Annotated in this window: 27 protein-coding genes; 14 read left to right on the forward strand and 13 right to left on the reverse strand. The window is 69.6% G+C overall.

Annotation, left to right across the window (positions count from 1 at the left end):
- From FMP39_RS24720 to rpsN, 3 genes are all read left to right on the forward strand, one after another.
- Window positions 1–613, forward strand: a 613-nt coding sequence (locus FMP39_RS24720; protein WP_141592674.1) for a DUF1826 domain-containing protein, incomplete at its 5' end; no start/stop codon positions are given.
- A gap of 11 nt (window positions 614–624) precedes the next feature.
- The gene (rpmB, locus tag FMP39_RS24725; protein ID WP_011556457.1) at window positions 625–861 is read left to right on the forward strand and encodes a 50S ribosomal protein L28; all 237 of its coding nucleotides are present in this window, start codon (window positions 625–627) and stop codon (window positions 859–861) included.
- Between the two features lie 192 nt (window positions 862–1,053).
- Window positions 1,054–1,359, forward strand: a complete 306-nt coding sequence (rpsN, locus tag FMP39_RS24730; RefSeq protein WP_141592676.1) for a 30S ribosomal protein S14 — start codon at window positions 1,054–1,056, stop codon at window positions 1,357–1,359.
- A gap of 21 nt (window positions 1,360–1,380) precedes the next feature.
- Here rpsN and FMP39_RS24735 read toward each other — a convergent pair whose 3' ends face one another.
- The 7 genes from FMP39_RS24735 to FMP39_RS24765 all read right to left on the reverse strand — a co-directional run bounded on the left by FMP39_RS24735 (window position 1,381) and on the right by FMP39_RS24765 (window position 6,580).
- Window positions 1,381–1,827 carry a hypothetical protein gene (locus tag FMP39_RS24735; protein ID WP_194858551.1) on the reverse strand — a complete coding sequence of 149 codons (447 nt, stop codon included), beginning with the start codon at window positions 1,825–1,827 and terminating at the stop codon, window positions 1,381–1,383.
- Window positions 1,828–1,960: 133 nt separating this feature from the next.
- On the reverse strand, window positions 1,961–3,814 hold the full coding sequence (gene ptsP / locus FMP39_RS24740) for a phosphoenolpyruvate--protein phosphotransferase (RefSeq protein ID WP_141592678.1): 1,854 nt from the start codon (window positions 3,812–3,814) through the stop codon (window positions 1,961–1,963).
- A gap of 46 nt (window positions 3,815–3,860) precedes the next feature.
- Window positions 3,861–4,139, reverse strand: a complete 279-nt coding sequence (locus FMP39_RS24745) for an HPr family phosphocarrier protein (RefSeq protein ID WP_002633201.1) — start codon at window positions 4,137–4,139, stop codon at window positions 3,861–3,863.
- A 17-nt stretch (window positions 4,140–4,156) separates the two neighbouring features.
- Entirely contained in the window at window positions 4,157–4,924 is a 768-nt protein-coding gene (locus tag FMP39_RS24750; protein ID WP_141592679.1) for a PTS system mannose/fructose/sorbose family transporter subunit IID, read from the reverse strand.
- Window positions 4,921–5,637: a PTS sugar transporter subunit IIC gene (locus FMP39_RS24755; protein ID WP_141592680.1), complete on the reverse strand. Its 717-nt coding sequence runs from the start codon at window positions 5,635–5,637 to the stop codon at window positions 4,921–4,923. Before FMP39_RS24755 ends, FMP39_RS24750 begins: the two co-directional genes overlap by 4 nt.
- Before the next feature lie 4 nt (window positions 5,638–5,641).
- Entirely contained in the window at window positions 5,642–6,127 is a 486-nt protein-coding gene (locus tag FMP39_RS24760) for a PTS sugar transporter subunit IIB (RefSeq protein WP_141257940.1), read from the reverse strand.
- A 33-nt stretch (window positions 6,128–6,160) separates the two neighbouring features.
- Window positions 6,161–6,580, reverse strand: coding sequence for a PTS sugar transporter subunit IIA (locus FMP39_RS24765; RefSeq protein ID WP_011556465.1), 420 nt, complete (start codon window positions 6,578–6,580; stop codon window positions 6,161–6,163).
- Between the two features lie 428 nt (window positions 6,581–7,008).
- On the opposite strand from FMP39_RS24765, the gene FMP39_RS24770 reads away from it, so the two are divergent.
- Window positions 7,009–7,512 (forward strand): peroxiredoxin, encoded by a 504-nt coding sequence (locus tag FMP39_RS24770; protein ID WP_090488292.1) that lies wholly within the window; start codon window positions 7,009–7,011, stop codon window positions 7,510–7,512.
- A 58-nt stretch (window positions 7,513–7,570) separates the two neighbouring features.
- Here the strand turns inward: FMP39_RS24770 and FMP39_RS24775 are convergent, their stop codons facing one another.
- Window positions 7,571–8,530, reverse strand: a complete 960-nt coding sequence (locus FMP39_RS24775; protein WP_228558300.1) for a hypothetical protein — start codon at window positions 8,528–8,530, stop codon at window positions 7,571–7,573.
- Window positions 8,531–9,139: 609 nt separating this feature from the next.
- Here FMP39_RS24775 and FMP39_RS24780 point away from each other — a divergent pair.
- A complete protein-coding gene (locus tag FMP39_RS24780) occupies window positions 9,140–9,580 on the forward strand; it encodes a protease (protein ID WP_228558301.1) in 441 nt (146 codons plus the stop codon).
- Between the two features lie 54 nt (window positions 9,581–9,634).
- On the opposite strand, the gene FMP39_RS24785 is transcribed toward FMP39_RS24780, so the two are convergent.
- Both FMP39_RS24785 and FMP39_RS24790 read right to left on the reverse strand, forming a co-directional pair.
- Window positions 9,635–10,555: an NAD+ kinase gene (locus tag FMP39_RS24785; protein ID WP_141592683.1), complete on the reverse strand. Its 921-nt coding sequence runs from the start codon at window positions 10,553–10,555 to the stop codon at window positions 9,635–9,637.
- A 16-nt stretch (window positions 10,556–10,571) separates the two neighbouring features.
- Entirely contained in the window at window positions 10,572–11,537 is a 966-nt protein-coding gene (locus tag FMP39_RS24790; protein WP_141592684.1) for an SPFH domain-containing protein, read from the reverse strand.
- 344 nt (window positions 11,538–11,881) lie between these two features.
- Here FMP39_RS24790 and FMP39_RS24795 point away from each other — a divergent pair, with 344 nt between their 5' ends.
- The 5 genes from FMP39_RS24795 (at window position 11,882) to FMP39_RS24815 (ending at window position 17,960) form a co-directional block, all read left to right on the forward strand.
- Window positions 11,882–12,589, forward strand: a complete 708-nt coding sequence (locus FMP39_RS24795; protein WP_141592685.1) for a UDP-2,3-diacylglucosamine diphosphatase — start codon at window positions 11,882–11,884, stop codon at window positions 12,587–12,589.
- A 183-nt stretch (window positions 12,590–12,772) separates the two neighbouring features.
- Complete coding sequence (locus tag FMP39_RS24800) at window positions 12,773–13,495, forward strand: DUF1629 domain-containing protein (protein WP_141592686.1); 723 nt, start codon at window positions 12,773–12,775, stop codon at window positions 13,493–13,495.
- A 179-nt stretch (window positions 13,496–13,674) separates the two neighbouring features.
- Window positions 13,675–14,790 carry a serine/threonine-protein kinase gene (locus FMP39_RS24805; protein ID WP_255508538.1) on the forward strand — a complete coding sequence of 372 codons (1,116 nt, stop codon included), beginning with the start codon at window positions 13,675–13,677 and terminating at the stop codon, window positions 14,788–14,790.
- Between the two features lie 42 nt (window positions 14,791–14,832).
- Window positions 14,833–15,897 (forward strand): PEGA domain-containing protein, encoded by a 1,065-nt coding sequence (locus FMP39_RS24810; RefSeq protein ID WP_141592688.1) that lies wholly within the window; start codon window positions 14,833–14,835, stop codon window positions 15,895–15,897.
- Between the two features lie 53 nt (window positions 15,898–15,950).
- Entirely contained in the window at window positions 15,951–17,960 is a 2,010-nt protein-coding gene (locus FMP39_RS24815) for a TonB-dependent siderophore receptor (RefSeq protein WP_141592689.1), read from the forward strand.
- A gap of 57 nt (window positions 17,961–18,017) precedes the next feature.
- On the opposite strand, the gene FMP39_RS24820 is transcribed toward FMP39_RS24815, so the two are convergent.
- Window positions 18,018–19,016, reverse strand: a complete 999-nt coding sequence (locus FMP39_RS24820) for a GlxA family transcriptional regulator (protein ID WP_141592690.1) — start codon at window positions 19,014–19,016, stop codon at window positions 18,018–18,020.
- A 56-nt stretch (window positions 19,017–19,072) separates the two neighbouring features.
- Here FMP39_RS24820 and FMP39_RS24825 point away from each other — a divergent pair, with 56 nt between their 5' ends.
- Window positions 19,073–19,462: a PaaI family thioesterase gene (locus FMP39_RS24825; RefSeq protein WP_141592691.1), complete on the forward strand. Its 390-nt coding sequence runs from the start codon at window positions 19,073–19,075 to the stop codon at window positions 19,460–19,462.
- A gap of 376 nt (window positions 19,463–19,838) precedes the next feature.
- Here the strand turns inward: FMP39_RS24825 and FMP39_RS24830 are convergent, their stop codons facing one another.
- On the reverse strand, window positions 19,839–20,048 hold the full coding sequence (locus tag FMP39_RS24830; protein WP_153904242.1) for a hypothetical protein: 210 nt from the start codon (window positions 20,046–20,048) through the stop codon (window positions 19,839–19,841).
- A 62-nt stretch (window positions 20,049–20,110) separates the two neighbouring features.
- Between FMP39_RS24830 and FMP39_RS24835 the strand changes: the two genes are divergently transcribed.
- The 3 genes from FMP39_RS24835 (at window position 20,111) to FMP39_RS24845 (ending at window position 23,420) form a co-directional block, all read left to right on the forward strand.
- Window positions 20,111–21,337, forward strand: a complete 1,227-nt coding sequence (locus FMP39_RS24835) for an ROK family transcriptional regulator (protein ID WP_141592692.1) — start codon at window positions 20,111–20,113, stop codon at window positions 21,335–21,337.
- 103 nt (window positions 21,338–21,440) lie between these two features.
- A complete protein-coding gene (locus FMP39_RS24840; RefSeq protein WP_141592693.1) occupies window positions 21,441–21,692 on the forward strand; it encodes a hypothetical protein in 252 nt (83 codons plus the stop codon).
- Between the two features lie 297 nt (window positions 21,693–21,989).
- Complete coding sequence (locus FMP39_RS24845) at window positions 21,990–23,420, forward strand: fibronectin type III domain-containing protein (RefSeq protein ID WP_141592694.1); 1,431 nt, start codon at window positions 21,990–21,992, stop codon at window positions 23,418–23,420.
- Between the two features lie 19 nt (window positions 23,421–23,439).
- On the opposite strand, the gene FMP39_RS24850 is transcribed toward FMP39_RS24845, so the two are convergent.
- Window positions 23,440–26,214 (reverse strand): serine/threonine-protein kinase, encoded by a 2,775-nt coding sequence (locus FMP39_RS24850; protein WP_228558302.1) that lies wholly within the window; start codon window positions 26,212–26,214, stop codon window positions 23,440–23,442.
- Between the last annotated feature and the right edge of the window lie 14 nt (window positions 26,215–26,228).

A 26,228-nucleotide genomic window follows, 5' to 3' on the forward strand; every position in this document is an offset into this window, starting at 1 on the left:
CGCCGCTCCGCCCGCCCATGCCTTCGTGTGGACGCCCGAGGAGCTCGCGGGCATCTACCGCGAGGACCTCAACCTCTGCGTGTGGCGCCGGGGCCTGGACGCGCCGCTGGCGCACTGGCTCAGCGACGTGGCGGCCACCCGCGAGCTGGACCTCATCGCCCGCGTACGAGGCGACGCGCCGGATTTGCGGCGCCGGGTGGAGGGGCTGCCCCAGGGGCCCCATTTCGAGGCCTGGCTCACGGACGTGCACTTCCTGCTGCGCCTCTACACGGACCTGTTCGGCGCGGCGGAGCTGGGCGTACGCCTTCACATCCTGGCCAGCGACATGTGCCCGCGCTTCCACGTGGACCGCGTAGGCGTCCGGCTGCTCTGCACCTACGCGGGGCCGGCCACCGAATGGCTGGAGAACGCGCACGTCGCGCGCGGCGCGCTGGGTGCCTCGGGTGACGTCACGCGGCCCGGCGCGCCCGTCCACGCGCTGGAGCGCTTCGACGTGGCGCTCCTCAAGGGCGAGTCCTGGCCCGGCAATCAGGGCAACGGCGCCGTGCACCGCTCCCCCGCCATCGCCAGCAGTGGCCGGCGGCGGCTCTTTCTCTCCATCGAAGCACTCTAGAGGACCCCACCATGTCGAAGGTCTGTCAGGTCACCGGGAAGCGGCCGCTCGTCGGCAACACCGTCTCCCACGCCAACAACCGGCACAAGCGGCGCTCGCTGCCGAACCTCCAGTGGCACCGCTTCTGGGTGCCCAGCATGAACCGCTTCGTGAAGCTGCGGGTGAGCACGCACGGCATCCGCATCATCAACCAGCGCGGCATCGACCGCGTGGTGCGGGAGCTGCTCGCGGAGGGAGTGAAGCTCTGATGCGTCGGCGCGATGGACGCCCCACCCGGCCGCCCCGCCTCCGGGCCGCCGCGCGGCACCGGCTTCATGGCCGTGAGTTCGCGCCCCCGCTGCTCGTCGACGTCGGGGCGGACGACGCGGACGAATCCCCGGCGCCGCCGTCCCACCTGAACGTCGTCCCTCCCCCGCCCCCTGAGAAAGAAAGACACAGCCATGGCGAAGAAGAGCAAGGTCGCGCGCAACGCGCAGCGCAAGGCCCTGGTCGCGAAGTACGCGAAGCGCCGCGCGGCGCTGAAGGCGCGCATCCGTGACCTCACCCTGCCCCATGAAGAAAGGCGCGCGGCGCAGGACGCGCTGGCGTCACTGCCCCGCGACTCGAACCCCAACCGCGTGACGAATCGCTGCGCGCTGACGGGAAGGCCCCGGGGCAACCTGAGGCGCTTCGGCCTGTCTCGCATCGCGTTCCGTGAGAAGGCGCTCCGGGGAGAGATTCCCGGCGTCATCAAGTCGAGCTGGTGAGCAACGCCGCGGCGGGGGCGCTCAGTGGCGCGTGTACCGCCGCGCATCCGCGGAAGGCGCCTCGCGACGAGGCGCCGCTTCGCCCTCCCCGCTGGCCCACTGCTGCATGCCGGAGGGCTCCCGCGCCGGAGACGATACCTGGGACTCTTCGTCGGTCTCGTCGTCCGCCCAGCCCAATCCGCCCGTCAAATCGTGCTGGAGCGGCAGGCCCGCCGTGGTGGAGGTCCGCCGCGCGGGCGCCAGGGCCTCCGGCTTGAGGTCCGGCAGGTGCGACAACTCCTCACGCAGGTAGACGTCCTCCCCATCGATGTCCGCCACATCCGAGAAGGACAGCCGGCAGTCGCGCGTGAAGAGGTGCCCCCTGCCGATGAAGAAACCCGCCGCGTCCGCGGCGATGATGGTGCCCACCTTCTCACCGTCCCGGTCTCTCGCGGTCATACCCATCTGGATGTTGGCGGGGTTGAACATGCTTGCTCCTGGGGCGAGCCCGTGTGGTCGTCCCGGCAAGTTGCACACGACGGCTCGCGTCCGGAATCCCCTCCGGGTCCGGTAGGCATGTTGGCAAGCCACCGCCGTCTGCCCCGCCCTCACGGGCGCGGGGTCAGGCCGTGTTCCGCCCCGAGGGCGAAGCCCCGTGCTCGGAGGGCTCGTGGTCCGCCGGCTCCGCGTTCCCGACGCCCGGCGCGCCCGGCTCCATCGTCTCACTGAAGCGGCGGTCCATCTCCGTGCGCACGTAGCGCTCGATTTCCTCCGCCGTGGTCAGCTCCATGGCGTTCTGAAGCAGCTCCATGGCGTCCACGCGGCTCACCCGGCGCAGGAAGCGCTTCACCACCGGAATCTGCCCCGACGTCATGGACAGCTCGTCGAAGCCCAGCGCCAGCAGCACCAGCGTGTAGAGCGGATCCCCCGCCATTTCCCCACACATGGACACGGGGATGTTGGCCGCCCGGCCCGCGTCGATGATGCCGCGCAGTTGCCGGAGCACGGACAGGTGGAGGGGCCGGTAGAGGTAGGCGACCTCGCGATTCTGGCGGTCGATGGCCAGCGAGTACTGGATGAGGTCGTTGGTCCCCACCGAGAAGAAGTCCGCCTCCTGGGCCAGCCGGTCGGCGATGGTGGCCGCGCTGGGCGTCTCCACCATGATGCCCACGGGGAAGCGCTTGCCCACGGGGACACCCGCGCGGCCCAGCTCCGTGCGGCAGGCCTCCAGCTCGCTGCGGGCCTCACGCAGCTCACTCACCCCGCAGATGAGGGGGAACATCAGCCGCAAGTTGCCGTGCACGCTGGCGCGCAGCAGGGCGCGCAGCTGGGTGCGGAACAGCTCCCGGTTGGACAGGCAGTACCGGATGGCTCGCAGGCCCATGGCCGGGTTGGGTTCCTTCTCGTGCTTCGTCTTGCCCGGCACCTTGTCGCCGCCCAAATCCAACGTGCGGATGGTGACGGGGCGCCCGCCCATGGCCTCCAGCACCTGGCGGTAGGCGCGGTAGTGCTCCTCCTCGGTGGGCGCCGTCTTCCGGTCCAGGAACATGAACTCGGTGCGGTACAGGCCAATGCCCTCCGCGCCGTGCGCCAGCAGCGAGGGGATTTCCTCCAGGAATTCGATGTTGCCGTTGAGGCGAATCTGGAAGCCGTCGGTGCTGACGGCGGGCAGGTCCTTGGTCGCCAGGGCCAGCCGCTCGCTCTCCTGGTAGCGGCGCTGCTCCTCGCGGAAGCCGGCGAGCTGCTCGTCCGAGGGGTTCACCAGCACCACGCCCCGGATGCCATCCATGGCCACCAGGTCGCCCGGCGAAATCTGTTCGCTGGCCCGGCCGGCGCCCACCACCGCGGGCGTCTCCCGCGCGCGGGCGACAATGGCGGTGTGGCTCGTCTGGCCGCCCAGGTCCGTCACGAAGCCACCCACCCGGCCGCTGCGCGCCATCAGCGCCGCGTCCGCCGGAGACAAGTCGTGCGCGACGACAATGGCCTCCGCGGGGACCTCCACTTCCTCATCCACCACCTGCCCCATCAGGTTGCGGATGATTCGGTCGGCGACGTAGTCCACGTCCGAGCGGCGCTCGCGGAAGTACTCGTCGGGGATGTTGTCGAACAGGTGCTTGATTTTGCGCGCCACGCGCCGGACGGCCCACTCGGCGTTGATGCGGTCCTCGATGATGAGCCGGTTCACCTCGTCCACGAGCATGGGGTCGTGGAGCATCAACCGGTGCGCCTCGAGGATGAGGGCGTGGTCGCTGCCCTCGGTGCGCGTAATCTGTTCCTTCAGCTCGGCGAGCTGGCGGTCGGACAGGTCAATGGCTGTCTTCATCCGCATCCGCTCGGGCTCGACCTCCGCCTCCGCCAGCCGCAGCTTGGGCGTGCGGATGCGTTTGCGGTCCAGGATGAAGGCGTGCCCCACCGCCACGCCGGGAGAGGCGCCGATGCCCAACAACCTCAGAGTGGGGGTGGCCTGGCTGCTCACGGTTCCTTCCAATCCTGTTCGTCTACCGCGTTTTCCGACCAACCCTTCACTGCGCCTCGCCGAAACGGTCACCAATGAGCTTCGCCAGCTCCTGGAGACAGGCATCCGCGTCGTCGCCCTTGCAGGTGAGCTTCACCTGGGTGCCCTGGGCGGCGGCGAGCATCAGCACGCCCATGATGGATTTGGCATTGGCCCGCTGTCCCTGGGCTTCGATGGTGACCTCGCTCTTGAACCGGTTGGCCACCTTGACCATCTGCGCCGCGGCCCGGGCGTGCAGCCCCAGCGCGTTGATGATCTCGTATGTCCCTTCGACCACGCTTGCCATCGCGACTCCCACTCTCCTTAGAGGAATGCTCCCGCCACGCAGGCCAGGCCCGCCGCGACATAGAGCACCACGTAGTTCGGCACCCGACGGCTGACCAGCACGTAGGACGCCACCCCCAGGGCCAGGCATCCGGCCGCCAGCAGGGGCGCATACAGCCCACCCGCGTTGGCCCCGAATGACACCGCGAGCCAGGCGGCCACACCGCCCGCGCTCGCCGCCGCCACCGCCCGCAGCCGGGCCCCCCGCGCGGGGAGGTTGGCGCGAGCCACTGCTTCCACCAGCCTGTCGCCCAGCGTCAGGCCCAGCCAGTACAGGCGCACCCGCAGCAGCAGGTGCACCAGATTGTAGAGCGCCAGGAACAGGGGCACCGCCCACACGCCCAGCAGCGGCACCAGCGCGGCGCTCACCGCCCCCGTCGCGGGCTTGAGGGACAGCCAGAAGAAGCCGTCCCCCAGCGCGGCCAGGGGCCCCATGAGCGCGGCCTTGAAGGCCACCACCTTGTCCGGCGTCTCCTCCCCCCGGGCAATGCGCTCCTCGTGGTTGATGACGCCACCGACAATCGCCGCCGCGACGTAGGGGTGCGTGTTGAAGAAGACGAGATGCCGGCGCACCGCCTCCTCGCGCGCGGGCCCCTGTGGGTACAGCGCCTCCAGCGCGGGATAGACGGCGTAGGCCAGCCCCAGGTTCTGCATGCCCTTGGGGTTCCACGACGCCTGGAGGAAGAGCGAGCGAAGGAAGACGCGCAGCAGCACGCCGAAGGGCAGCGCGGCCGGGGGCGCGCTCATCGGCCCTCCAGGAGGATGACGCACACGACGGACGCCGTCACCACCGCCGCGCCCAGCCCCGCGAAGAGCGGCGCGCGCCGCGCGTGGCTGCCCTGCGCCGCGATGGCCGCCGCCACGGACGCCATGGCCGGCCAGGCCCACGCCAACCCGCGCACCACCACGGGGGGCAGCGCCTGGAGCAACGGTTCGATGAAGAAGCCCAGCAGCGCGCAGAGCGCGGTGAGCGTGCCGTACACGGCGAAGTGGGGCCACATCCCCCACAGGTTCTGCCGCATGGCGCGGGTGATGTTCCCCGCCTCCGCGGAGGCCAGCGCCACCCGGGCCAGCCGCGCCGTGTAGCCCTCCAGCAGCCGGTCACCCTTGCGGCCCACGCGTCCCAGGCCGATGAAGAGCAGCACGGCGAGCGACCAGATGGCCGGCGTGGAGCCCGCGCCCGTGGCCGCGGACAACGTGGCCGCGGCGGCGCTAGTGCCAGTGGCCGCCAGGGTGTCGTTCTCCGGCAGCGCGGCGCCCAGGTTGGCGGTGCCCAGGAAGAACAGCTCCAGGAGCATGCCGATGGCCAGACCCGATGCGACGTCATCGAGCAGTGCGCCCATGACCGTGGCTGCGACCAGGGGCCGGGACATCATGGCCTGGAGGAACGCCTTGCGTTCCAATGCCACCAGTCCGCCCCACAGTCCCGCAAGCGCCACCTGGGTCCAGACGACGCTCACGCGCTCACCCGGCCTTCGCCCACCGCTCGCGGAGGTCCGGCAGGTCCACGGGCTTCTCGGCGGGCACCGCGCGGGCTGTCACCCGGACGCCCTGGTCGGCCAGCTGCTGGAGCGTCGTCAGCTCGGCCTCCGCCAGGAAGACGGACGGGGAGACCTGCCTGCGGCCGGTGCCGAAGTGTACGTTGCCCAGATTCAGCTCATCCATGGCCAGCCCGTGCGCATGCGCGAAGGGCACCGAGGCGACATCCCTCAGCAACACCAGGGTGCGCACACCGTCCTTGGACAGGGCGGCGAAGTCCACCTGGGACAGGGGCAGAATCTGCACCTCGATGGCGCTCTGGACGGCCAGGGCCATGGCGGCGCGGATGAGAGGACTGGAAGCCGCCTCGTCATCCGCCACGACCACCCGGGAGACTTTGAGGAACGGGAGCCAGGCCTCGACGACCTGACCATGGATGAGGCGGTTGTCGACGCGGACCAGGGTGATCACGGCAGTCTCGAATCGCCGACCCGCGCGGGTCCGTCAAGTTCGCGGCTGCTGTGCCTCGCGAAGCAGGGCGGATGCGCAGGTGATGTTGCGCTGGCCGTGCGAAGCCAGCTGGTTGGCCATCTCCGGTAGCGACAACTGCTCCGAACGGAGCGAGTTCGCCTTCAGCAGCATGGGCAGGTTGACGCCAGCAAGGACCTCCACATTCATTCGCTGACACATCATCAGCGACTCCTTACAGGGCGTACCTCCGAAGAGGTCGGCCAGGATGATGACACCCGCACCCTCATCCACGCGGGCGATCGCTTGCTTCATCTTCGCCCGGATGTCCTCGACAGGAGTTCCAGGCTCGATGTTACAGGCTGCCACCGCGGGAAGCTCTCCCACGATCTGCTCCGCGGTGGAGACCAGCTCCTCCGCCAGACGTCCGTGCGCTGCGACGACGAGGCCGACCATGTCCGCTCCTGACCAACCCCCCGAAGCTGCGTCCTACGCCTGAACCGTGCGGCGCGCAACTCCGGCGAAAGTTTCCGCCCTGACCTCTGACCTAAGCTGTCTCTTCCCGCCTCGAAAGCTAAGACGACCACAGCGATGGTGCCCGAAATTTCGGGTCCGGCCGCGCACAGGGCTGTCGCCTGCCGGACGGGGGAGCGACACCGCTTCCCCACACTCTATGAGATGCGCTGGCGACTTCCAGGGTGCGTCGAGAAGGACGCCCATCATTAGGCGCCGTATCAACCGCCCGAGAGGCAAGCAGGCATCCAGAGGTCGTCTTTGACGCCCGTTTTCGGCACGGCGGATTACTTGTGGGGATGCGGCGGGCCAGATGGGATGAGGCCGGCGTTGAACGCACCGGCCAGACTCCGGGGCGACGCGAGGACGTCATGGCCAAGACGAAGCTGCTGAAGCAAGGCGATGCGGTACCGGACATCACCCTCACCGGCGCGGGTGGGCAGTCGGTGCGGCTGCGAGACCTGGTGGGTCAGAAGGTATTGGTCGTCTACTTCTATCCGAAGGACGACTCGCCCGGTTGCACGGCGCAGGCCTGTGGACTGAGGGACCAGTACGAGGACTTCGTCGCCGCGGGCGCGGAGGTGGTGGGCATCAGCGGTGATTCGGTGGGCTCGCATGAGGGCTTCGCGGCGAAGCACCGGCTGCCCTTCAAGCTGCTCAGCGACGCGCGCGGCGAGGCGCGTGAGGCCTTCGGCGTGTCCTCGTCGTTCCTGGGCCTCTTGCCCGGACGGGTGACCTTCGTGGTGGACCGGTCGGGCATCGTCCGCGACAGCTTCGAGTCGCAGATTCGCGTCAGCGAGCACGTACGGCGCGCGCTCGAGCTGGTGCGCGCGCTGGCGCAGGAAGGTGGCGCGCCGGCCTCCGCCGCGAAGTAGCGAGCGGAGGGGCACGCAAGGTGGCTCCGGGCCCCAGCGTCCCGGAGCACCACTGCGGCTAGCGCCGCAGGACGGTCGGAATCTCCGCGAGCGGCGGGAAGCCCCAGCGCGCGCGCTCCTCGTCCGTGACGTTGGGGTCCACCGGGTGGAGCGTCATCTCCTTCGATTCCGGGTTGATGCGGTACTGGGTGCCGAAGCGCTGCGGAAGGTTGGCGTTCATCAGCCAGCGGTCCCAGGCCGCCGCGGCCAGCCACAGGCCGCGCGGGTGGCCTCGCTTCGCGGCCTCCGCGCCCATCTGCCTTGCCATGGCGTAGTCCTCCGGCGTGTTGCCGTGCTGGAAGATGAACCCCGCGGACAGGAAGTCCGCGCCTTCCTTCAACGCGCCTTCGGCCAGCATGGCCTTCACGCGCTCGCGCCGCTGCGCATCCCGCTCGGCGACCCGCTTCCACGCGTCCGCCCCTTCGAGCGGCCTCTGACGGTCCATCTGGTCCTCCACGAAGAGCGTCTTCAGCTCTGAACTCGAGGTGGGATGGGGGTCCGGGAGCGTGGTGATGCGCTCCACCTGCGCGAGGTACACCAGCTCCTCGCGCAGCGGCTCCAGGTCCGAGTCCTGCAACAACCACCCCACGTCCCGGAAGCCCAGGTCCACGGACTGGGCCAACCTGCGCAGCGCGACGTCCTTCCGTCCGAGCCGGGCCGCCGAACACGCCGCGGAGTACGCGGCGTACGGGTCCCGATTCCCCGCGTCCAGGGCCTCTTCATAGAGCGCCAGCGCCTCCGCGAACTTCTCTTCCCGCGACAACGCATGCGCCTTGCGCACCTGCACCCAGCCGGGCATCGGCGCGGCGGGCGGCTCCATGTGGGGCAGCCCCGCGACGGGCGTGGGGGTCGCCAGGGCTTCAGCGGACGGCGTGGCCGCGGGGGCCTCGGCGGGCGGCGCGGATTCGGGAGCGGAGGCCGGCGCATGGGCACACGCCGCCATCAGCAGGCAGACAAGGGAGGAGATGAGCGTTCGCATGGCCCGCATCCTAGGGGGCCCGCACGGCGTTCCGATACGCTTCGTACGGGTGCCAGCACCGCACGCGTGAATCCCATGCGCGGACGGACGCGGCTGACCGCGTGGGTCACCACGTCATTTCACTTGGGCGAAAACGCCGGCGCTCCCAGAGGGATGGACGCAGGAAGCACGTCTCCGCCGTGCGAGGACGCGCGTTGGCCCAGGCCTTGCTCAATGTCTTTCTGTCTCGCGATACACGCGAGGCGGAAGGAGCGCCGTCATGATGTTCCCCGATGAGAACTTTTTCGACGAAGTGGTGCTCAACATGGGCCTGTTGATAGCCCTGAAGGTGGTGGGCGTGGTGATGCTGCTCGTCACCTATGCCCACCCAGCGTGACGTGGCGGCACACCGCTTCCGTGCGCAGGGATTGCGCCGCGAAGGACGGCCACGGCTTCGTCACGCAGAACACCGGGCTGCGCGCGTTCCGGGCGCGTTATCGTGGGCCCATGTTCAACTCTTCCGGTAGGCGGTGGGGCATCGCGGCGCTGTCCCTGGGAATGCTGGGCAGCGCGTGCGCGGCGCGACAGGACGTCGCGCCATCCGCTGAAGCGGCTCAGGAGACCCAAGCCATGGCAACGACCTTGACGTGCACGCTGAGCGGCCCGGCGCGGGTGAGCGCGGGCGAACCCGTGGAGCTGGTGTTCGAGCTCAGCAATCCCACGGCGCAATCCCTGCGCGTGCTCGGCTGGCACACGCCGCTGGAGGGCGTACGCAACAACATCTTCGACGTGTCCCGTGACGGTGACTCGCTCGAGTACCGGGGGCCCATGGCGAAGCGCGGGCCGCCCACGGCCGACAGCTACGTCGCCCTCTCCCCTGGCACCTCGGTGGAAGGCAAGGTGGACATCGCTCGCTTCTATGACTTGCAGGCGCCGGGAACGTACCGCATCGCGTTCCGAGGCCCGCTGATGGACGTCGCCCGGGAAGGCGAACCGGTGCCCGCTCCGAATGGCGGATTCCGCCCGGCGGAAGTGCCATGCCCCGTGGTGGAGGTCACCGTCACGCCCTGATGGCCAGGACGCGAGCCTCGCGCGGACCGTGCTTCCGCGCGGGGTGGCGCGCCGTCAGCCCGCCACCAACATGGCTCGCTGCCGCGCGGGGCGGATGCGCGCGGTGGCACCCGCGCCGAAGCGGAGGAAGTCCTCCTCCACGCCGTCGCTGAAGATGACGCCCTCCGACGCCATTCGCGACTCCAGCACCAGCTCGCGCTCCTCCGTCACGTCGCCCATCACCAGACTGGCGCCCGAGTGACGGCTGGCGAAGGGTTCGCGCACCACGAAAATCAACTGCGGGTCCTCCCAGCCCAGGCGCACGGGCGCGCACGGTACGCCACCCGCGTGGGCCGTCACGCCTCGCGCCAGGTTGAAGATGGAGGACAACCACCCGGTGGCGCCCGCGCCCGTGGACACCACCACGCCGCTGGAGGACTGGGACTCCTCCTGGTCCCCGGTGCGCAGCCGGTAGCGCGCGGACACGTGGGAGCGCGCCCCGATGAACAAGTCATTGAAGGCCAGCAGCCGCTGCCCGTCATCCAGCCGCGCCTCCGCCAACGTCACGCGCTTGAAGGCCGCCTTGCCCTCCAACACGCGCCGCACCGCCCCGCGCGCCCCCGAAACCGAATGGGGCAACAGCACGCCGTCGAAGCGCTCCGGGTCCGGATTCACGCCCACCAGCGGCTGCTCCCCCACGTACTTCGCCACGTTCGCCACCAGCCCGTCCTGCCCCGCGACGACCACCACCTCCTTGCCGGTGAAGAGGAAGGTGGGCACCAGGCTCCGGTCCACCTGCTGCACCGGCAGCCCGAAGGACAGCGACTCCCGCAGCGCGTCCACGTTGCACCGGTAGGTTTCGTCCTCGCGGGTGAACTCATCGAAGTCCTGCCCCGCGTGCTCCACGTAGAACTTCGCCTGCTTCTTGGTGTTGAAGCGCTCCACCAGGCCCGCCATGCGCGTGCGGCGGGTGACGAGCACGATTTTCTCGTACATGGTCCCCTCCTTCGCCTCAGCGCTCGCGGCCCGCCGCGCCCACCAGCGACTGCAGGAGGTCCGGCGACACGTTCAGCTCGCCGATGCGCTGCGCGTTCTCCGCCATCTCCCGGAAGGCCAGGGCGATGTTGAGCGCCGGGTCCCCGCCACTGGCCGACGTGGCCATCAGCGTCTTCCAATCCACCCCACGCACGGGGGCCAGCGTCTTCTCCAGCGCGTACGCGCGGGCGTCCGCAGCCTGTCGCTCGTTGTCGCTCCAGCGCGTCATCAGCGCGGCGCGCTGCTCCTCCACGGCGATGTCCGCGGCCATCTTCGCCTCGCGAATCTGCCGCTGCCGCGCCTCCACCGCCAACTCCGTGGCCAGCTCGCTCTCCTTGATGCGCCGCTCCTGCTCCACCGCGGCGTTGCGGCGCGCGTAGATGGCTTCATCCGCGTTGCGTTGCAGCGCCTCGCGCGCCTCGGCCTCCAGCGCCCGCGCCATCTCCGGCGCCGGCTTCACCGACAGCAGCGAGAAGGCCATGACCTCCACGCCCAGCGCCTTCACCGGCTCCGCCACGGCCAGGGCCGCGAGCACCTGCTGCTCGATGGCGTCCGAGCGCACCAGCACCTCGCGCAGCGTCAGCCCCTGCACCACCGAGCGCGCCCGCACCTGCGCCACCTGCACCAGCCGCTCCTCGAGCTTCTCCGGGTCGTCCGAGTGGTAGCGCCCCGTGGGGGCCAAGGAGTAGTCCAGCAACGATGCAAGCCGGCGCGGGTCGGTGACGCGCCACGTGAGCTGCCCTTGCAGCGTCACCGCCTGGAAGTCCCGTGTGACTTCGTTGAAGACGAAGGGCACGTCCGCGCTGGACAGCGGCACCGACACCAGCGTCGCCGACGGCTTCCAGTAGAAGAACGAGAGCCCCGCCCCCTCCCGGACCACCTTTCCCGCCTTGAACTGCATCACGTACGTCGTCGGTGCCGCCTTCATGTAGCCGATGACCATGGGCCCTCCGCCCCGCTTCGTGTCTTCAGGACACCTAGTTAGTGTCAAATGGACACGAATTCAAGTCAATGTGCGGAAGCGCGAGATGCGGGCCTGCGGATGTCCGGTGCCGAAACGCGGTTCATCCGCGTCGCGACACAAAGCACACAGGTCTCATGGACGAATGCGCCGGTCGTGCGCAGGGTGGCGGGAGCCCCGGATCTGGCTCCAGTGATGCCGGGCCAAGAGGAAAGGTGCATCGTGGCGACACACGAATGGCATCCGGTTGCAGCGAGATTTTCGCGCGCCGACCATTCCGCTGCCGCACGCAGTCCCTACCTTTCCAGGGCACTTTGGGAGAGCGCATGCGGATCGCGGTGATTTCGGACCTACATCTCGGGCGGCGTGATGCCGCCGACCACTTCGGGCACGACGACTCCGGCTTCCTGCGGTTCCTCCGTTTCTTGGAAGGCAACTTCGAGCGCATCGTGCTGCTCGGGGACATCTTCGAAACGCTCACCCCGCGCACGCCGGGGCGGAAGGTGGCCGAGCTGCTAGCGGCCCGCGCGGCGCACCCGGAAATCGTCCGGCGCTTCGAGCTGCCGCGCTACCACTACATCCACGGCAACCACGACCTGGTGGCGGGCACCGTGCTGGGGGCGCCCGACCAGATGATTCTGGAGGCGGACGGCGTGCGAATGCTGTTCACCCACGGACACCACCACGACTGGATGATTCGCAAGGCGCGCCTGCTGTCGGAGGCGGCGGTGTGGGCCGGGGCGTGGCTGCGGCGGATGCGGATGCGGGCGATGTTCCGCTGGTTCCAGGCGCTGGACTTGAAAATCACCAACGCGCTGCCGGACCCGGCGCGGTGCACCTTCCAGCGCTGGGCCATGGAGCGGGCCAACGCACATCACGCGGACGTCGTCGTCACCGGCCACACCCACCTGGGCCTGCGGGTGGAGCACGGCAGCAAGCTGTTCCTCAACAGCGGCACGTGCTCGGAGGGGCAGTTCTCCTTCCTCAGCCTGGACACCCGGGCCGCGAGCTACTCGCTGCACACCACCTGGTAGCCGCAGGACCGCGGGCGGGCAGGAAGGCGGCAGGAGCCCGGTCCGCCGCTTCTTCCTCCCCCATGACGCGGGCAGGGGAAGTAACATTGGCGAATGTTCAGGCGGCTCACCGAGGCGCTCCGCGTCCTGACGCGACGCTCCCCGATAAGAGGCCCCGGCCCCACGCCGGGTGCCCCCCGGCAGATGCTCCTCTCAGACGTGGCCGCTGACGGGCGGCCCCGGACGAAGAAGCCGGCCGCGCGCCGCTCACCGCCACGCACCTCCCGGCTGACGCGCTACTTCGACCTCCACGACGACTTCCGCATTCCCGGCCGGCCCGAGCTGAGCGACCCGGTGGCGGTGGATGTCCGCCGGAAGCTGGACTCCGTCTGGCTCTTCACCTCCGGCGCCCGGGTGCGGAGCGTGGGCAAGCTGCGCCTGGCGGTGACGCCACCCGGACTGCCGCTGGACTTCTCGCTCGCGGGCGCGGGGCTCACCCCCGTCGTCTCCGCGCGGGTGGCCTCTGTCTTCCGGGAGCTGGCCCCCGATGACGTGCAATTGCTGCCTGTGGAGGTGGAGGACCGCGACGAGCCCCACTTCATCCTCGTCGCCACCCGGCTGGTGCGCTGCATCGACGACCGGGCCTGCGAGGAGGTCATCCACTACACCGCCGAGGATGGACTCCCCGAGCGCGTAGGGCACTACCGCAACGTCCGCGGACTCCGGGTCGATCCCACGAAGACGAACGGCGCCCGGGTGTTCCGCACCTGGGGCTGGCCGGTGAGCCTCATCGTGTCCGAGGGCATCAAGGAGGCCCTGGAGCATGCCGGCATCGCGGGCGCGCGCTTCGCCGAGGTGACGAAGCCGCCGCGCAAGCCCCGCCGGAAGAAGACAGCCGCCAAGAAGTCCCGGCCCAAGCGCCGCTGAGCCCACACCGCCTCCAGCCCCACGGTTGCAACAGAGTTGCCACCTGGCTGGAAACTTGTGGGGTAGGGGCACTAACAATATCTTCCTCGTTTTCCAGCAAATACCTGGGGACGACGTTGGACAACGAGGACAGCTCTTTCGGCAAGTACAGGCTTGTCCAGCAGCTGGCGACCGGCGGGATGGCCCAGCTCTATCTGGCCTCCATCGACGGCCCCGACGGGTTCTCCAAGTCCTGCGTCATCAAGCGCGTCCTGCCGGAGTACGCCAGCCTGGAGTCGTTCAGCCGCATGTTCGCGGACGAGGCGAAGGTCGCCGCGCTGCTGACGCACCCGAACATCGTGCAGGTCTTCGACTTCGGGCGGGTGGACGGCCAGTACTACCTGGCCATGGAGTGGATTCAGGGCCACTCGTTGGACCGGCTGCTGCGGCAGGCCCTCCGGAGCGGCCGGGTGGTGGGGACTCGCGTGGCGGTGGACGTGGGGCTCGCGGTGGCGGACGCGCTCGCGTACGCGCACGCGAAGACGCTGCCGGATGGAACGCCCCTCATGCTGGTGCACCGTGACGTCACGCCGGGCAACGTGCTGGTGTCGCGCGACGGCATCATCAAGCTGGCGGACTTCGGCATCGTGAAGAGCGCCGTCAACGCGGAGCGCACCGTCGCCGGGGTGGTGAAGGGCAAGTACCCGTACATGTCCCCGGAGCAGATCACCAGCCAGGAGCTGGACCACCGCTCCGACCTGTATTCGCTGGGCATCGTCCTCTACGAGGCCGCCACCGGGCGCCGCCTGTTCAAGCGCGACACGCTGGAGGCCACCATCATGGCCGCGTCCCAGGCGAACGTGCCGCCGCCGTCGGAGGGGACGCCCGACTTCCCCGAGGAGCTGGAGCGCATCATCCTCCGGCTGCTGCAGAAGGACCCCTCCGCGCGATACCAGAGCGCCCGGGAGCTGCGTGACGACCTGGAGCGCTTCCGCGCCGCCCAGCAGTGGGCGTCGGGAACGCATGAGATGGCGGCGCTCGTCGCCGAGCTGTTTCCCCCCAGCATCACGGGCCAGCCGCCCACCGCGCTGCCCGCCTCCAGCACCTCTCATGGCAGCAACTCCGCCACGGGCCGGACGCCCGCCCCCAGCGCCGAGCCCAAGCGAGAGCTGAGCAGCACCTCCGCCGCAACGCGGGCGCATGGCGCCGTGGAGGTGCCGCTCGACACAGGCCCCCAAGGCTTTCCGTGGGGAATCGCCCTGGCCGCGGGCTGCGCGGCCCTGGGCACAGCGCTGTTCTGGTTACTGGCCCCTTGAGCGGCTGCCGCCCGGCGCAGACGGCGCGGCAACGAGACCCTGATGAAACAGAAGACGTGGATTGCCGTCATCATCCTGGGCACGCTCGCCGCCAACGCGGTGGCCTACCGCGTGGTGCGAAGCCGGCGCGACAGCGCCCCCCAGGCCACGCCGGGCGCCATCACCCACACGCCGCCCGCCGCGCCGCCCACCGCGCCCGAGGCACCTCCGCGAGAGGACCCGAACGACGGCCTGGCCCGGGCCCGTCGCGCCGCGGGACTGGCCGCGCTGGAGGACCGCGACTACGACGCGGCCGTCTCCGACTTCACAGAGGCGCTGCGGCTGCGCAAGGACGACCAGGGCGACCTCGTGGAGCTGCTGCGCATCGCGGCCGAGTTGCGAACGCGAGAGCAGGCGCGTCAGCAAGGCGAGCAGGCCCGCGCCCAACGTGAGCCCACGCCGGCTCCCACGCGCTCCGTCCAGCGCACGCGTCCGGCGCGCGGCACAGCCCGGGCTCAGCCACGCCAGGAGTCCGCTTCCACGGACGAGGCACGCGGCGGGTTGCTGCTGGTGACGTCCACGCCCCCCGGGCTGATGGTGCGGGTGGACGGCAAGCCCATGGACCTCACGCCGGCGCGGCTGCCGCTGCGCGCGGGGACGTACCGCGTGGCGCTCGCGCAGGGTGAGCGCACGCTGGCCGAGGAGACGGTGCAGTTGGGCGAGGACGACGTGCGCTCCCTCAACCGCGACCTCACCGCCGAGCTCGCTCCCGCCCCAAGGCCCACGGCGACCGCACCGGCCTCCGTGGAGGCGCCGCCTCCCGCCGCCACGCCCGCGCCCACCAGCCCCGCTGCCACCGCGGCGCGCGCCGAGTCGCCTCCCACCGCCGAGCCGTCCGTGGCCACCGCCGCTCCCACGGCGACGGGCAAGGGCCGCCTGGATGTGACGTCTCCCGGCCTCTACGGCGAGGTGTGGATCAACAACCGGCCGTATGGCTTCCCGCCGCTCGTCGCCCAGGGACTTCCCGCGGGGCCCGCGCGCGTGGAGGTCCGCGTCAATGGCGTGGTGAAGCGGAAGCTGACCGTCGACGTCGTGGCGGACCAGAGCACCGCCGTCCGCATCCGCTGACCTGAAGGCCGTTCGCGCGGCGAGCCGCGCTCCCTTTCCGCATCGAGGTCGATATGCGCCGCTGCCGTAGGTGGTCCGAACCTTCCATCGGAGCCCTGCTCCTCCTGTGCGCCAGTCCCGCGCTCGCCCAGGACACCGACGCGGGGAGCCTGGGTGACGAGGAGCCAGAGGTTCACAGCCAGGTGGCCTCCTTCGCCGTCACCCGGCTCCAGGAATCCCCCGCCGTCGTCACGGCGATGAACGCGGAGGAGATTCGCAACTCCGGCGCCCGCGACTTGATGGACCTGCTGCTGCAGATTCCGGGCTTCTTCTTCGGCGTGGACACCCAGGGCGCGGTCGGCCCCGGCTTCCGCGGCCTGTGGGGCTACGAGGGCAAGGTGCTGCTCGTCGTGGACGGCAAGGAGATGAACGAGCAGCTCTACTCCACGATGCAGTTGGGCAACGAGTTCCCCATCGAGCTCATCGAGCGCATCGAAGTGGTGCGCGGCCCCGGCTCCGTCATCTACGGCGGCAACGCGGAGCTCGCCGTCATCAACGTCGTCACGCGCGGCGTCCAGGGCAGCACGGACCTGATGGTGTCCGGCATGTACGGACAGATGGGCAGTGTGAACGGCCGGCGGGGGCTCACCGTCTCCGGCCGCAAGGTCTTCGAGTCCGCGCCGGGCCTGAGCATCTTCGCGTCCGCCGGACTGTCGCAGGCGCAGCGCAGCAGCGGCGTCTTCCAGGACTTCTTCGGCAACTCCGCGCAGTTGGGTGGCAACTCGCGGCTGGACCCGACGATGGTGCAGGCGGGCGTGGGCTACAAGGACCTGCAGCTCAGCGTGCTGTACCAACGCTATGGCACCTCCGCCATTGTCGCCTTCGACGAAGTGTTGGAGGCGCCCGCGCCCACCGACTTCGAGTCCCTCCACGCGGAGCTGAGTGACAGGTTCCGCCCGGACGAGCGGGTGGAAATCATCCCTCGCCTCAACCTCACATTCTCCAAGCCCTTCAGTGACTCGGACCAGGATTCGCCCTTCTTCTACGACAAGCAGGTGCTGCGCCTGCGAGGGCGGACGCTGGCGCGCTGGGCGGCGCTGGACTGGCTGCAGCTCACCGGCGGCTTTGATGTGACGTCCGACCAGGGGTGGGTCAACGGCCCGGTGGGCGTGGGCCTCCAGACGGGCTTCGGCCCCGAGGAGGCCGACAGCGTCTCCTACGTGAATCTGGCGGGCTTCGTGGAGGCCTTCTCCGTCAATCCGTTCGTCAACGTGGTGGCTGGCGCGCGCGTGGAGAACCACAGCGCCTTCGGTGAGTCCTTCGTGCCGCGGCTGGTGCTGCTGCGCAGCTTCGGGCCGTTCAGCGGCAAGGCCTTGTTCAGCCGCGCCTTCCGCGCGCCGAGCATCGAGAACATCAGCCTGGGCGCCGACGTCCGGCCCGAGCGCACCACCGTGCTCGAGTTGGAGGGCACGCTGCGCATGGGAGAAGGCCACGCACTGAGCGCCAACGCCTTCGACATGGGCGTGGCGGACCCCATCATCTATTCATACGACGCGGTGACGAACACGGAGGCCTACCGGAACCTCGGACGCCTGGGCAGCCGCGGCGTCGAGCTGGACTACCACGTGCGCGGAAGCTGGGGCCGCGCCGCCCTCAACTATTCGTTCTACACGCCGTCAGGCCGCAATGACGTGGAGGACTACCAGGTCCCCGGACAGCCCAACGCCTTCACGGGCATGCCCACTCACAAGGCCGCGCTCACCGGCAGCATCAAGGTGCTGCCCTGGCTCACCGTCAGCCCCACCGCCGTCCTCGTGGGCAAGCGCTACGCCGTGGACGTGCCGGATGACGAGGGCAACGCGGCGGTAGAGGAGCTCCCCACGCAGCTACTGCTCAACCTCTTCGTGCGCGCGCAGGATGTGGGCACGCGCGGTCTGGAGATTGGCGCGGGCGTCTACAACCTGACCGGCACGAACTTCCGCATCGCCCAGCCCTACAACGGCGGCCACGCGCCCATGCCTGTCTTCTCCCGCGAGTTCATGGTGCGCATCAGCTACCTGCTGGACCCTGTCAGCGACGAATAACAGCACGTCCAAGGCTGACGTCCGCCACGGCCCACCTTCCATCCGGAGCAGGCCCACTCATGCCACCGTATTCGCCGAGGTCTTCCGATAGGCGCTCGGCGTCAGCCCGTGGCGCCGACTGAAGAGCGCGGTGAAGGTGGAGGCGTCTTCGTAGCCGACACGGCATGCGATTTGAGAGACAGGCTCGTCGGTGGAGAGCAGCAGCGCCCGCGCACGCGCGAGACGCACCTCGGTGAGATACGCGGACAGCGTCTGGCCGGTCGCTGCGAGGAATCGACGCCGCAGGTTTCGCGGGCTCATGTGCACCAACCGGGCGGCGTCCGTCGCCGAGATGGGCTCGCCATGGTGCGCTTCGAGCCAGTCCTGGACCTTGAGGACCTGCGGGTCTCCGTGGTCGCGGAGCGGTATTGTGTGCAACAAGGGCAACGCCTCGGCGCTGGGCTCATGGATGAGCGAGTATTGATATGTGCGCTCGGCGATCGGCACACTCAACATGCGGCCAATCACATGGCAGAGCGCCATTGCTGACGCGCCCATGTCGCGCGCGGTCACGAGCCGCCCTGTGACCGCGATGCGTTGCTCGCTTGCCCAGTTGACCGCCGGGTACTGGCGGCGAAAACGGTCCACGCAGGCCCAGTGGGTGGTCGCCGTGTGGCCGTCGAGCAAGCCCGTCTCCGCGAGCAACCAGCTCCCCGTGGCCATCGCGAGCACCCTGCATCCGCGGTGATGCTGTTCGATGATCCATCCCACCAGTCCCGGTAGACGTAGGGAGGGCTCCAAGAATGGGATGGCCAGCGACGGAAGGATGAGCACGTCGACGTCGGTGGTGGACCAGGACTCCACGGCGCGCATCGGCGCACCAGTTGCGGTCGGCACGTCTCCCGGCTGCGCGCCGAGGAACCGGGCCTCGATGGTGCCGTTACCCGGCCTCGCCCGCGCGATCACCGCAGCGATGTGGACCAGGTCCTTCGCGAGGCTCGCGCTCGACGCCCAGACTCCCGGAAAAAGGCAGATGCCGACGCGCGTGTTCCGGCTGCTGCTTGTCCGTTTTGCCATATTCCTTGTCCGCTGCGCCTCTGTCGCCAGAGGCCGCCTCACGCCATGTTCGGAACATGAACGAAAACACGGCAGGAGTGGAGTACTTCGAGAAGGATGCCTTCGCGCGTGAACTCGGAGTCGAGCTGTTGGAGGTCGGTCCGGGCAGGGCACGTGTCCGTCTTCCCACACCCAGTGGCCGGAAAAACGGGCTGGGCACCGTGCACGGTGCGGTGATCTTCGCGCTGGCGGACATCGCCTTCGCCACCGCCTGCAACTCGCACGGACAGACGGCGATCGGAGTCCAGGCCAACATCGCGTACCTGGCCCCGGCCGGAGACGGCCCCATTGAGGCACGGGCCACGGAGCTCTCTCGCGGACGCAAGCTCGCCACGTATGAAGTGCGTGTCCTCGACGCCGAAGAGCGGCTGCTCGCATCTTTTCAAGGCACTGCGTACCTGCGCTGACGATGCCTGCCACCGGGCCGTCTGCCTTTGCAGCAATGCAGCACAGGGAATGGACTGCCACAGACTTGCAATCACCAGACTCTCGCTGTTACTTTATTCGCCACTCGAAACAACTCGTATTCCTTCGCGGCTGCTCCACACTTTTCCGACGCGCCGCCCCCGTAGGCGACCACTCTCGAAGCATCCTTGTTTCTTCGCAGTGGGAATGAAGTCCTCCAGCCGTGGAGGGCAGCGCATGCGTCCGAACAAGCGTTTCGCGTGGGCGTGGGTGGCGGCGGGCGGGTTCGCGGCGGGGCGCCTGCCCCTGGACGCCTGGCAACGACGGTTGGGCGGGCGTGTACTGGCAGTACCCGGACGGCGCCCACACCGTGTCCTTCTACGCCAGGGGCACGGAGGGCGGCGAAATCGTCTCCTTCGTGGTGGGAATGAACGCCGCTGGCGGTTTCGGGGTGAAAGAAGCGAACGTGGCGCTCACCACCACCCCGACCCAGTACACAATCGACATCAGCCGCGTCCGGGATGGACAGGTGGTGGGTGGCTGCGGATGGACCGCCGATGGAAGAACGACTCCGCTCGTCTTCTTCATCGACGACCTCCACAGGCACTGCCCCCCACCCCCTCCTCGCGGCGGAACGGAGCGAGAGGACGATGCGAGTGGGAACGGCGGTGACGACGGTCGATGCGGCGGGCATGCGCGCGCAGAACAGCAGCCTGCTGCTCAACATGATCTGGCGCGAGCGTCAGATTTCCCGGGCGGAGATCGCCCGGCGGACGGAGCTCAGTCCGTCGACCGTCTCCGCCATCGTGGCGGACCTGGAGCGCTCCGGCCTGGTGCGCAGCATTGGCGCCGGGGTCTCCCGGGGCGGCCGTCGCCCCACCCTCATCGGCTTCTGCGATGACGCGTTCAGCCTCATCGGCGTGGAGATGGGCGCCACCCACGTGACGGCCGCGCTCACCGACCTGCGCGGCCGAGTGCGCGCGTACCGGCACGCCAGCCATGCCGTCCGTGAGGACCCCAAGGGCACGCTCCAGAAGGTGCGCGAGCTGGTCCAGGAGGTCTTGGACGCCGAACGCGTACCGCGCCGCTCCGTGGCGGGCATGGGCATCGCCGTGCCCAGCCCCGTCCACCCGTCCGCGCCCGGAAAGCTGTCCCCGCTGCTGGTGCCGGCCTGGCGCGACTACGACGTGCAGGAGTCGCTGCGGAGCGCGTTCGGCCTGCCAGTGTTCGTGGACAACGACGCGAACCTGGGCGCGCTGTCGGAGTGCTACTGGGGCGCGGGCGTCAACGGCGAGGACCTGGCGTACATCAAGCTGGCCACGGGCATCGGCTCCGGCCACATCATCCATGGCGACGTCTACCGTGGCGCGGGTGGCACCGCGGGCGAAATCAGCCACATGGCGGTGGACTCCTCCGGACCGCAGTGCGTGTGCGGCCTGCGCGGTTGCCTCGTCACGCTCATCGGGTCGGCGGCCCTGCTGGAGCGCGCGCGGGAGCTGATGGGCCGCAAGGACAAGCGCGCCCTCACGGTGCGCGAGCTGGTGGAAGGCGCGCGGGCGGGTGAGCCGGCCGCACGTCAGGTCATCGACGGGCTCGGGCACTACCTGGGCATCGCCGTGGCCGGTCTGCTGAACCTGCTCAACCCCGCCATCGTCGTGCTCGGCGGTGAAATCTCGTCAGTGGGAGACCTGCTGCTGGACCCGCTCCGCGCGTCGGTGCGCCAGCGGGCGCTGTCCACCTCCATGGCGGAGACGCGCATCGTCACCTCCGCGCTGGGAGACCGCGCCATCGCCGTGGGCGCGGCCACCCTGGTGCTCCAGGCGGCGCTGCGTGACCGAACCCTCTTCCCCCTCCAACACATCGGCAAACCTGCATGACGCTCCAGGGCCCCCTCCCCCGTGGCCCTGGTCCTGACGGGCCTCGCCTGTGACCCGCCGCCATCCGGGGGAACGAGCAGCAGGCGTTCAACACCGCAGCGGCTTGTCGCAGGTGCTGTTCTTCAATCCCTGGCGGAACGGAGCCCCACTGCTGGCCGCGGTGGATGCCTTTGCCGGCGGCGGCGAAGTGCAGGCCTCGATTTCAACGTACGAAGTGCCCTGCTACAACTGCCACGACAACGCGGCCTGGGCAGTGCTGTTCTATCCAGACAGCGGCAAGGTGCTCGTCTTCAAGGGCAACCACGGCTGCGACTCCTGCGGAGCACGTCCGCTTTTCGCCAAGGCTTCGAATTGAAGCCCCGGCGGAAAGATGGACCTTCCTTGCGTTGAGTTGCAGACATCGCCTGACTTCCCCGAGACTCCCGCGCCAGTTGTCCCTCATCACCTTTCAGCGTGGGAACTCATGCGCATGTATCGCCTAGGAGTGGCGTGTGTCTCGATGTGCCTTGTCTTGTCGGGCTGTGCCGACAATGGACCGGATGTCACCAACGAACCCAAAGACAATCCACCACCAGCGTCACCCAACGGCATCCCAGGGGAGGACGGGACCTGGACGGGTCAGCCCACTGGCGGAGACCATGCCCCCGGCGAAATGGATGATGTTGACTCGACCGACGTCATCATCACCCACACCGAGCGCTTCTACACCTCCGTAGGCGTCGCGGTCCGGAGCAAGGACCTGTCCTCCAATCCTCCCGAGCTGCTCGTCCGCACCCGGACCGGTTTCACGCGCTACACCGGCGCGCCCTCATCGGAGGGCTACCGCTTTCCCAGCGTGCCCCAGGGGGAGTACTACCTGAAGACGGGGAGCGCCTATGTCGTCACCGACGAGCGGCATGTGGAGATTGGCCGTCATTATCTGGGACGTCAGGACGCCGTCGCGACGTCTCACTCCATGACGCCCGCGTACCTGAACCTCACGAACCTCGCCCCCTGGCAGGATTCCGTCGGGTACAGCGGCGGCAGCCGGCTGCAGATTGTCTCCGGGCAGGTCGACCTCTCGGCGGAGGTGTACACCAACGACTACGTCGCCGCGGGCCAGACGCAACTGGACGCGCAGGACGCGCAGGCCTACGGCCTGTCGGGCAACTTCCCCGTCTTCGAGGCGGCGAAGGGGGACCGGCTGTACGTGAATCAACTCACGAACGTCTTCGGAAAGCCGCTTCCGAACGGTGAACCCCTGGTCGCCTCGGCCCTCGTCCGCAGCGCGCAACTGCCTGCCTTCAACTTCACCGCGGATGGGGTGACGCCACTCGTCATCATCGGCGCCATGCAGGACGTCCCCATGACGGACGTCTCCTTTGAGTGGCGCCTGGGCAACTACGCCTCCGTCGCCACCGAAATCCACCCCGCCGCGACGGCGCGCATGCCGACCTTCTACATCGAGCCCTCGGCCCACGGCCCCCAGGAGGGCTGGGTCGGCTACTCGGGGGAGCTCTTCAGCCTCCTGCTCCCGCCTGGCACCTCTCACACGATCGCTGACCGGTTGCCGTATGGAAACCCCTACCCTTCGTCGTGGCGCCCCGTGGGCACCGCCACCTATCAGTACCGCATCCTGGAGCCCCTGCCGGGCGACACCACCATCACGCGAAGCGTGACGGGCTCGCTCCTGACGTCGGACTATGTGGAGAACCTGGTGGCGAGCCCCATCACGCCCGCGCTGACGCCTCCGCGCGCGCTGTCCATCGACGGCATTCCGGCGACGTCCCAGCGCGTGGTGGGCAACACCAGCCCCATCATCACCTGGAAGCCACCCGCGAACGGCGCGCCTACCGCCTATCGGGTGAGCCTGATTCGCTACGTCAACACCAGCGCGGCGACCCAGACGGCCCTCTACCTGCCGGGCACGGCCACCGAGGTCCGGCTGCCCGTGGGAACGCTGGCGCCCAACGCCATCTACTCGGTGAGGGTCACGGCCCTGGACAGCCCGCATCAGGAGGTGACGCGAGAGCCCTTCACCATCTACGAGAAGCTGCCCCTCCACACGGCGGACACCATCAGCTCCCTCTTCACCACGCCGTGAGCCACGGCACCTCCCGTCTCTAGCGGCGCCTCCGCTGCTGGGGACGGGCGGGCTTCGCCTTCGTCTCCGGAGGCAGCGCGTCCAACCACGCCCGCACCGCCTCGGCCTGGGGCGCCCGGCCCGAGGCCGTGAAGCGCTCACGCGCCTTCGCCGCCTCGGTCCGCGCCTCCACACCCTGCCCTTCCTTCCACAGCGCCCGCGCGAGCGCGAAGCCCGACTCCCCCAGCGAGTCCTCCTGCGCGCCCGTGAAGGCCACCGCCTTTCGCAGCGGCGCCAGCGCCTCGCGCGTGCGCCCCAGTCCCAGCAGGGCCTGCCCCACGCCGTCGTAGGAGTACTGGAGGTCCTCATCGTCGGGCCCCAGTTGGGCGTGCTTCACCGCCAGCGCCGCCTCATAGACTTTCAGCGCCTCTTCGTGGCGGCCCAGCGCGAGCAGGCTCATGCCCTCCTCGTCGAGCGCCTCCGCCAGCTTCAGGTGACTGTCGCCCAGCAGCTCGCGGTGCAGCGCCACGGAGGCCCGGGCATGCGCCAAGGCCCGCGCGAACTCCCGCTGCTCGCGCAGCGCCATGGACAGGCCCTGGTGGCGCCGAGCCACGTCCAGGTGCCGAGGCCCCACCGCCGCCTCCGTCTGGCGCAGCGCCTCCTCCATCACCCGCACGGCCTCCGGGAAGGCCCCCACCTCCAGCAGCACCCGCCCCAGTGAGAACGTCACCCGCGCGCGCTTCGGATGGCCCGGCACCAGCGCGTCCGCCAGCACGGTGTTGGCTTCCTCCAGCAAGGCCCGGGCGTCGTCCGTCTGACCGCGCATCAACGCGAGGTTGGCCTCGTTCACCAGCAGGTCGCCCCGCAGCACCGCGTCCCCGCCCAGCCGCTGGAGGGTCGCCTTGCCCAGGCGTGCCCATTGAGAGGCGTGCTCGAAGCGCTCGCGCTCCCCTTCCACGTAGAGCAACTTGTTGAGAATGGAGACCTCCAGCCGGTCCGCCCGGCCCGACGTGGCGTCATAGACGGCCTGCTCCAGCAGCCCCGCGCCCTTCTCCTTCTCCCCCAGCACGGCCTGGAGCCATCCCTGGTGGAAGCGCAGCTCCGCCGTCAGCGGCGCGTACCGCGCGGCCAACACCCGCGACTCCACCGCGTTCGCCGCCGCCAGCGCCTGGGGATAGCGGCTGGTGTCCACCAGCGCCTTCACCTCCGACAGCGCGCCTTCCAATGACTCCAGCTCCGCGCGCATCGCCGGGTCCGCGGGCCGGGGCTGCTGGCTCGCCAGGGCCTCCACGTCCGCGCAGTCCTCGGGCGAAGGCAGCGCGTACGCTGCGTCCAGCGCCTTCTCCACGCCCGCCTTGTCCACCTGGGACAGGGCGCCCACCAGCGCACGCAAATCCTTGTGCCGCCGCTCCAGACACACCACGCGCTGGGTGAACAGCGCCTCCGGCTGCACCTCGTGCAGGCGCGTGGCCTCACACGCGTCGGTGTGCTGCCGCGCCCAACTGCTGGCATAGGCATCCAACACCTGCCCCACCCGGCCCGCCATGTCCCCCGCCAGGGGGCTTCCCGTGGCCGCGAAGGCCGAGGACAGTCGCTGCTTCGCCTCGGCCCCCCAACTGTCCGCCAGCAGCCCCTCCGCGCCCGCGCAGACGCTGGACTGAAACCACAGCGCGCCTCCCACCGCCCCCACCAGTGCCACCGTGGCCGCGGCCATGCCTCCCGCCTTGCGCGCCCGTGCGCGCTGCTGCTCCTGGGACAGCGCCTCCAGCAACGCCCCCATGGAGTCGAAGCGCGCCGCTGGCTCCAGTGACAACCCCCGCATCACCGCGCGCCGCACCCAGGCGGGGACGCGGGCGTCGCTCGGCGGCTCGTGGATGGGCGAGGGCTCCCGCCCGGCGCGCTCCAACGGCGCCGTCACCTTCGCGGGTGCGGACCTCAGCGCCTTCGCGGCCCGCGAGAGCTCGTCGGGGTCGAAGGGACGCTGGTTGTAGAGCGCCCGGTACAGCGCCGCGCAGAAGCTGAACTGGTCCGAGCGCGCGTCCAGGGACTCGCCGCGGAACTGTTCGGGGGACATGAACGGCGGCGTGCCCAGGACGACGCCCGTTTCGGTGAGCGGGTCATGCAGCGGGCGCGACGTCTCCGAGGCGTCGCGCACGCGCGCCAGCGTGGGCTGTTCGTCCAGAGGCAGGTTGTCCACGGGACGCGCCAGGCCGAAGTCGGTGACGCAGACGCGCCCGTCACGCCCCACCAGCACGTTGGCGGGCTTGAAGTCGCGGTGCACCAACCCCGCCGCGTGCGCGGCCTCCAACCCGCGTCCCGCTTGCAGGTACTTCTCCAGCACCTCGCGCCAGGACCGAGGCTTCTCCCGCCGCCAGTCCGCCAGCGTGCCACCGGCCACCCACTCCATGGTGAAGAAGACCTGCGCGTCCCAGGTGCCCACCTCGTAGATGGGAATGACATTGGGATGGGAGACACGCGCCATGGCCTGCGCCTCGCGCAGCAGCCGCGCACGCCCGCCCTCCTCGTCCGCAGAGCGGGCCTCCACGCTCAACAACTTGAGCGCCACCTTGCGGTCCAGGTCCGGGTCATAGGCCGCGAACACCGCGCCCATGCCGCCCTGCCCCAGCAGCTTCAACGGGATGAAGCGCCCCACCCTCTGGCCCAGCGGGCTCCGCGAACGCCAATCCCCAGACGCGCCGCGCGCGGAGGAAGGCTCCGCCGCATGCGGCGCCCCCTGCGCATCCGCTGACACGACCTGCGTGGACAGCTCTGGCGAATCATCAGCACCCGAGCCCCGGTCATCGGTGTTGGCCATGGCGCAAGTGTACC

The organism is Myxococcus sp. AB056, assembly GCF_006547365.1.
In the GTDB taxonomy this organism is placed as follows: Bacteria; Myxococcota; Myxococcia; order Myxococcales; family Myxococcaceae; genus Myxococcus; species Myxococcus virescens.